Annotated in this window: 6 protein-coding genes; 2 read left to right on the forward strand and 4 right to left on the reverse strand. The window is 62.2% G+C overall.

Annotated elements, in window-relative coordinates; all coding sequences use genetic code 11:
• Positions 1–88: 88 nt before the first annotated feature.
• Genes ACE3OH_RS09625 through ACE3OH_RS09640 form a run of 4 tightly spaced genes read right to left on the reverse strand, consistent with a single transcriptional unit; the run spans position 89 to position 4,022 of the window.
• Positions 89–859, reverse strand: a complete 771-nt coding sequence (locus tag ACE3OH_RS09625; protein ID WP_374351311.1) for a LytR/AlgR family response regulator transcription factor — start codon at positions 857–859, stop codon at positions 89–91.
• The gene (locus tag ACE3OH_RS09630) at positions 856–1,845 is read right to left on the reverse strand and encodes a histidine kinase (protein WP_374351313.1); all 990 of its coding nucleotides are present in this window, start codon (positions 1,843–1,845) and stop codon (positions 856–858) included. Before ACE3OH_RS09630 ends, ACE3OH_RS09625 begins: the two co-directional genes overlap by 4 nt.
• A complete protein-coding gene (locus tag ACE3OH_RS09635; protein WP_374351315.1) occupies positions 1,842–3,008 on the reverse strand; it encodes a sensor histidine kinase in 1,167 nt (388 codons plus the stop codon). Before ACE3OH_RS09635 ends, ACE3OH_RS09630 begins: the two co-directional genes overlap by 4 nt.
• An 18-nt stretch (positions 3,009–3,026) precedes the next feature.
• Positions 3,027–4,022, reverse strand: a complete 996-nt coding sequence (locus ACE3OH_RS09640; protein WP_374351318.1) for a formylglycine-generating enzyme family protein — start codon at positions 4,020–4,022, stop codon at positions 3,027–3,029.
• Positions 4,023–4,287: 265 nt separating this feature from the next.
• Between ACE3OH_RS09640 and ACE3OH_RS09645 the strand changes: the two genes are divergently transcribed.
• The gene (locus tag ACE3OH_RS09645; protein WP_374351320.1) at positions 4,288–5,034 is read left to right on the forward strand and encodes an alpha/beta hydrolase; all 747 of its coding nucleotides are present in this window, start codon (positions 4,288–4,290) and stop codon (positions 5,032–5,034) included.
• 184 nt (positions 5,035–5,218) lie between these two features.
• The coding region (locus ACE3OH_RS09650) for a tetratricopeptide repeat protein (RefSeq protein WP_374351322.1) at positions 5,219–6,808 on the forward strand (1,590 nt) is incomplete at its 3' end.

Consider the following 6,808-nt stretch of genomic DNA (forward strand, 5'->3'; position numbering starts at 1 on the left):
CATCTTGATACCTCATTCGCTCCACGCAGGCGAAAAGCGCAAGGCGGTCCGGCCCGCGCATTCGGGGCGAGAGACCACACGATGGCGCTTACATCTGCCTGAACAAATGGGTATAGCTTTCCGCGACCAGCAAGGTCTCATCACGGCCCTTCAGAGCCAGTTGCAGGCGGCCACGCATATCGCGCGCGGCACTGGCAATCGCCGCCACATTGACCACCGTACTGCGATGTATCTGCCAGAATTGCTGGCCATCCAGTTCGCTCGCCAGCTCCTTCAGCGACTTGCGTATCAGCGCATCACCTTCATGCGTTACCACCCGGGTGTACTTGGTGTCGGCCTGGAAATACAGCACATCGTCCACCATCAGCAACCTCAGGGTCGAACCGCATGAGGCATTGATCCAGCGCAGCGGCGCAGGCGGCGGGAAGTGTGCTGCCACAGGCGCCGCTCTTCCGGTTAGCTGTTCCGTCGCCGGGGATGGGCCAGGTTGCCGCTGCTTCAAGCGATTGATGCAGGTGAACAGTCGCGTGGTTTGCAGTGGCTTGAGCAGGTAGTCGATGGCGCCGGCCTCAAAGGCATCGATGGCGTGCTGATCGTAGGCCGTGACAAATACGACATGGGTGCCGGCGCTGACGTGAGGCTGCTGCCGCGCCACTTCCAGGCCGCTGACGCCCGGCATTTCGATATCAAGAAAGGCGATATCCGGCTGCAGCTCGCCCAAGAAGCGCAAGGCGGTGATGCCATCTGCCGCCTCGCCGACGATATTGAGTTCCGGCCACAGCTGCCCAAGGCGCTCGATCAGTTCCTGGCGCAAGGTCGATTCGTCTTCTGCGATCAAGGCGGTAGGCGGCGGCTTCATCGTGCTATCTCGATCGATTGTTGAAAACCATCCAGATCAATGGTCATTACGACGCCGGACAAGCCCGGCCGAGCATGGAGCCGGCAATGGCGCGGCGGCACAGTACAGCCTGACAGGGCTTGCCGTACAAAGGGTAACAGCATGCCGGGCACCACCGGCGTTGCCCCGAAATCAAGTGTCCAGTTGCTGGTCAGCACAATGCCGGTCTGGTGCAGGGCGTTATGCAGCGCCAGGTAGCAGCGCAACAACTGCACTTCTTCATCGAGCTGCCGGCAGGACTCGCGCAGGCGCGGCAAGGCCATGCGCAGATAGTCGATCAGCTGTGCCAACTGCAGGCTTGCACGCTCGCTATGGCCGGGCAAGGTGGCCAGATAGCCCTGTTCGATGGTCTGTAGCGCGTCATGCACAAACTGTGGATCAATCTGCGTGTGCAGTGCTTGCAGCCGGGCGTCGACGTCCAAGCGCCGCTGCTGTTGTTGTGCTTCCAGTATTTGCTGCAAGGCGGCCTGGCTAGCCGTGCGGCGCTGGTAAAGCTCATGCACGGCGGCGAGCAAGCCGGTGCTCAGCAGTATCTGCAAACTGTCGCCAACAAGGTTCAAGCCACTCAGGCGATAGCGCTCCAGTGGACTGCACAGACTGCACACTTCGGGGTTCAGGCCAGGCCAGTGCGCGCTCAGATAGCTCACCAGCACGGCGGCCAGCCAGCTGGCTGCCATGGCACCCGACAGGCAGCCTGCCAGCATTCGCCAGCTACGCATCGGGTGAGCGACGGCGCTGCGATCGGCTGGCAACCAGCACAGCAATACTACCCAGCCCTGCAGTGACAATACCGTCCAATGCGCCAGCAAGCCCGACCAATTTTGCTGCTCGTTAAAGTCGATCAGCGGGCCGAGGTCATCTACGCCCATGATCAGTACAAACAGGGGTAAAGCCCACAACTCGGGCCGGCGCAATGAACGCCAGCTCTGCCAAAGATAAGCGATCACGATTGCCCTCCAGCCAGCAACCCTGCATGCGGCAGACTGGCAGCAGGTATCCGCAAACGTGCCAGCATGCCGTGAGGTTGCACCGCTTCCAATTCCAGCTTGGCGCCAGCGCCATAGAAACTGCCTATCCGCGCCTTGGTATTGGCAAGCCCCATGCCGCTGCCAGCCGTATCGGCGGCGCCGCCAAATCCGGCGCCGTTGTCGCGGACTTCAAGCAACACCTCGCCCGCCTCGTTGCGCTCGGCGCTGATATCGATATGCCCGCCACCGGGCAGCGGCCCCAAGCCATGCTTGATGGCGTTTTCCACCAGGGTGGCCAGTACCAGGGGCGGCAGACGCATCGGCATCAGCGCCGCATCGGCCCGTATGGCAAAGCTGAGGCGAGCGCCCATGCGCATTTGCAAGATGCCCAGATAATTGCGCAGCAGCGCCAGTTCCTGCTCAAGGCTGCTGTCCTGGCCGCGCATGCCGGGCAAGGCGGCACGCAGATAGGCAATCAGGCTGGCCAGCATGGCGCGCCCCTGCTCCGGAGCAGTTTCCAGCAAGCGGCGTGCTGTGGCCAGGGTGTTGAACAGGAAATGCGGCTCGATCTGCGCATTCAAGGCGAGCAAGCTCGCCTCGCTTTGCTGGCGCAGCATGGCCGCCTGCTCAGCACGGGCCGCCTGCAAACGTGCCTGGCTCGCCTGCTGATCCAGCCACACACGCAGCAAAAGGTAGGCGAGGCCGCCAAGCAGGCTGAACAATAAGGCGCGACTGAGGAAATAGCCCCAGTGCGCCGGCTCGGCAGCGTAGCGGGCATGGCGAACGCCGTTTACCAGCAAGACAGGGATCAAACTACCTGCCAGCACGGCTGCGGCACGCCACCGCCACTTGCCGCGGCGCCGTGGGTGCCTGAGTTGCCGCCATGCGAGCCAGGCTTCCACCAGCGAAGCCAACAACAGACTGCAAGCCACTGGCACCATGGACACGACGAACGTCGCGCCTACCATGCTTCGATAACCAGTTCCATCCAGCTTGCCGAGCATCCACGAAGGTATTCGCGAAAGCACATTCAAGCCGGTGAATACCGCCAGTGCCACCAGCACACGCCAGTTGAACACTTCGAAAAATGCCTTTTGCATCAATTGGCGTACCGGAGGATCCGGCAAGTAGGAGCGCATCATGCTTATCCAGGCCGTGGTTTACAGGGGCTTCTTGCTGGCGCGGCGATCTCGCTCGTCCGCCTGGGCCTTGAGCAAAGCTGCCTCGAATTCGCGCGTTGCCGCGTTCTTGCTTGCGGGTTCATCGCCGTCGAGCGCGATGCGCAATCCCTCCAGGGCGCCGATAAAGTCCACCGACATATCCGTGCGGCTCGCCGAGCCGAATGCCGGCCAGTGCCAGTTCCCGCCGCGCAACTCCCGGGTCTTGCAGGCTGCGACATCCATCCAGGGCGAGCCATCCGTCGGTGCGCCCTTGTAGCCTTTATGTCCGCAGTCCTGCACATACTCGCTGACATTGCCGATGGTGTCATGCAAGCCCCAGGCATTGGGCTCGAACATGCCTACCACGCTGGCATAGTCGGCCAGATCATCGCAGGCGGCCACGCCGACATGGTCTTTCGACTCCAATCCATCGAAATCGCGCTTGATGGCCGCTTCAGCAGAACGGTCGGCGATATTGCCATAGCGGCACACTTGCGCGGCTTCCTTGTTCGCATCGTCGCCGAAGAAGAATTTGCTGCGGCTACCGGCGCGAGCCGCGTATTCCCACTCCGCCGCTGTCGGCAGGCGATAATTCTTGCCGGTGGTCCTGGCCAGCCATTGCACATAGGCGTCGGCACCCGCCGCACCAATGCACACAATCGGCTCAAACTCGTTATGGGTGAGTGTGTGCGACTTCCAGCTACCCGCGATCATGTCGAACCATTCCTTACCAGCCATCTGCCCACATTTTTCAGGCGCCATATAGCCAGTCGCTTCAACGAACCGGCGAAATTCACTCACTGTCACCTCGTACTTCGCCAGTTTGAACGGCTTGACAGTGACCTCATGTGCCGGACTGGCGGCGGGTTTCTCATCATTGCCCATGGTGAATTGCCCGCCGGCAATGCTCATCATGGCGGGAATGATGGGCTCGGCTGCGTGAGCCATGCCCAGGCCATATGCAATTGACAGAATCAGCGCAATGTTGCGTTTCATGCGTTTACCCTTGTTGTGGCGGTTCAGGATGGCAAGGCCTTTGCAGACCTTGGTGTGACGCCATTGTTGGTCGCACCCCGCCGGCACCGATAGACCGATGCGATGAATCCGGCTACCGGACGATGAATCCGGAATTGGGGCAGGCGAAGTCAGCGGAGACTTGCCGCCGGGCGGGCGACAATCCCCGCCAGCCTTGGCGCCGCGCAGCAAAGAAGACGGGACGGCTGTTACCATGGGCGCCCCGATGTTTTTCTGCGATTGCGCCGTGCAAACCTCATCCCTGCTGCTTGCCCTTGCCCTGTTGGCGCCCACCACACTCGCCCAAGCCGGCGAATCGATCACCCTGTTCGATGCCGATCGGCAGCGCAGCATCCCGGTGGAGCTGTTCTTTCCCGACAAGCCGCAGCAATGCAGTGTGAAGAGCCCCTGCCCTACCGTACTGCTAAGCGCCGGCTACGGAGGGCAAACCGGCGATTACCGCTTTGTGTGCGCACTATTCAATCGCCGTGGCTATCTGGTCGCCAGTGTCCAGCATCAGCAGCCCGACGATCCGCCCTATGCCACCAGCGGCGACCTGTTCACCTTGCGCATGCCGAACTGGCAGCGTGGCGCACAAAACCTTCGCTATGTGCAGCACAGCCTGAATCAGCGCTATCCGGCCTATGACTGGCGCCAGCCGATCCTGCTTGGCCACTCCAATGGTGGCGATATCTCTGCCCTGCTGCTGCGTGAATCACCGCGCTTTGCCAGCGCCCTGATCACCCTGGACAACCGCCGGGTGCCATTGCCGCGCGATGCCCGGCTGCCACTGCTGTCGATTCGCGCCAGCGATACCGAGGCCGACCCGGGCGTGCTGCCAACACCGCAAGAACAAGCCACGCTCGGACAGCGCATCGTGCGCTTGCAGGAGGGGCGCCACAACGATATGCAAGATGGCGGCAGCGAAGCGCTCAAACAAGACATTGCGCGACTGATCGGCGAATTTCTTGATCGCTTGCCACCGCACGGTTAGGCTCCGTCGACACAACGTCAACAGCGCCAGGGCAGGACGGATGCTGTGGCAGCGAGTTTCGCGCCTCTATGCCTATACTGATCGCTACGTGTAGCGCCACTGTTGCCGGAGTCCGTCGCCGCCCCGGAGGCGCTGCTTGCCGACACTAGCCAGCGCCGCCTCGTCGATCCAGTCAGGGTGAGGAATGGAGTTCTTCGCAAGCGCAGACCAGTTCCAGCAATTGGAAACCGCTGCCGCCAACGGCGCAGCGCGATCGTTTGCGCCATTGTTGTCATTGGCCTGGCAGCTGCGCCAGCGCGATACCGCCCGAGCCTTGAAGCTTGCTGATGAGGTTGCCGCAGCATTGGCCAATGCAGGGCTTAGCGATGCGGAGCGCTGCCGCAGCAGCGCCCGCCTGCAGCTGATCAAGGCGGAAGCCTGCTGGCTGCGCGGGCAAACTGAAAGTGCGCAGGCGCCGCTCGATGCTGCATTCGCCGGCTTTGGCGCCATCGATGATCACACCGGTGTGGGCGATGCCTACTGGCTGGCGGCTTTTCTCGCGCAAAACCAGGGTGCTACCGAGCAACGCGATCGCGCGCTTGCGTCGGCCCTGTCCCACTATGATCTGGCTGGTGAAACCCTGCGCCGCGCTGCTGTACAGGCGCGCATGGTGTTTCATGCCGCATTCCGCGATCCGCTGGCCGCGGCAAAGCAGTGGGAAACACTGGGCACGACTGGTGAGCAGGATCATCCCCTGATACAGGCATGGCGTATGGCTGCACGCGGCGTGATTCACGCCTTGGGCGGCCGCCAGACCGAGGCGGTACGGGCATTTCTGCAGGCGCATGAGGCAGCACTCGCCTGTGGCAATCTGAATCTGGCCGGCAATTGCGCCAATAACGCAGCCGACGCCTTTGCTCAATCCAACGAATTGGCTGCAGCACTGGAATGGAGCGAGCATGGCCTTGCCATCGGCCGGCGCATCGACAATCCCAGCCTGATCGCCGCCGCCTGCTCCTACCTTGGCAACTGCCTGCGCCAGCTTGGGCGGCTCGATGAAGCCAGAGCAAGGCTGAACGAGGCGCTCAGCGTGCTGGTACGCATACCCAACTCGCCATCGCATCTGACCGTTTACAACTATCTGGCCGAGTTAGCGCTCGACGCTGGCGACGACGCCGCCGCGCTATCGTGGTCTAGCCAGTGCGAAATCCGCGCAATCAGCGCCAAGCGGCGAGAACAGCAGACTATCTCGCTGCGCTTGCAGGCCCGCGCTCTCGGACATCTGGGCCAGACCGAGGCGGCACTGGAAAAAGTGAATGCCTCGCTGGCGCTGGGACGCGAATCGGCCAATGCGCAATGGCAGATCGATGCGCTGTGCACCCTGGCCGAATTGCACCGCCAGCATCCGCTGCCAGCGCCAGAAGGCATGACCGCAGCAACGGCTGCCCTGCACTATGCCGAACAGGCGCTGGCCATTGCTGCCAGCCGCCATGATCTGGCCACGCCGCCGCAACTTCTGGAAGACGCCGCAAACGACTACGCACAGCTTGGCCTGCACCAGAACGCGTATGACTTGTTGAAGCTGGCCGGCAAGCTGCGCGAGGACACGCGGCGCAAGGAAGCGATAGCCCGTGCCATGGCAATGCAGGTGCGGCATGAACTGAACCAGGTGCAGGGCGAGATGCTGCGCCAGCGCGAACAAAGTGCGGCGGAAGCCGAGCGGCTGGCACTGCTCGAGCGTACTAACAGCACGCTGGAAGTATTGGGGGTGATCGGTCGCGAAATCACCGGCAAG

Source organism: Chitinimonas sp. (assembly GCF_041904975.1).
Taxonomy (GTDB): Bacteria; Pseudomonadota; Gammaproteobacteria; order Burkholderiales; family Chitinimonadaceae; genus Chitinimonas.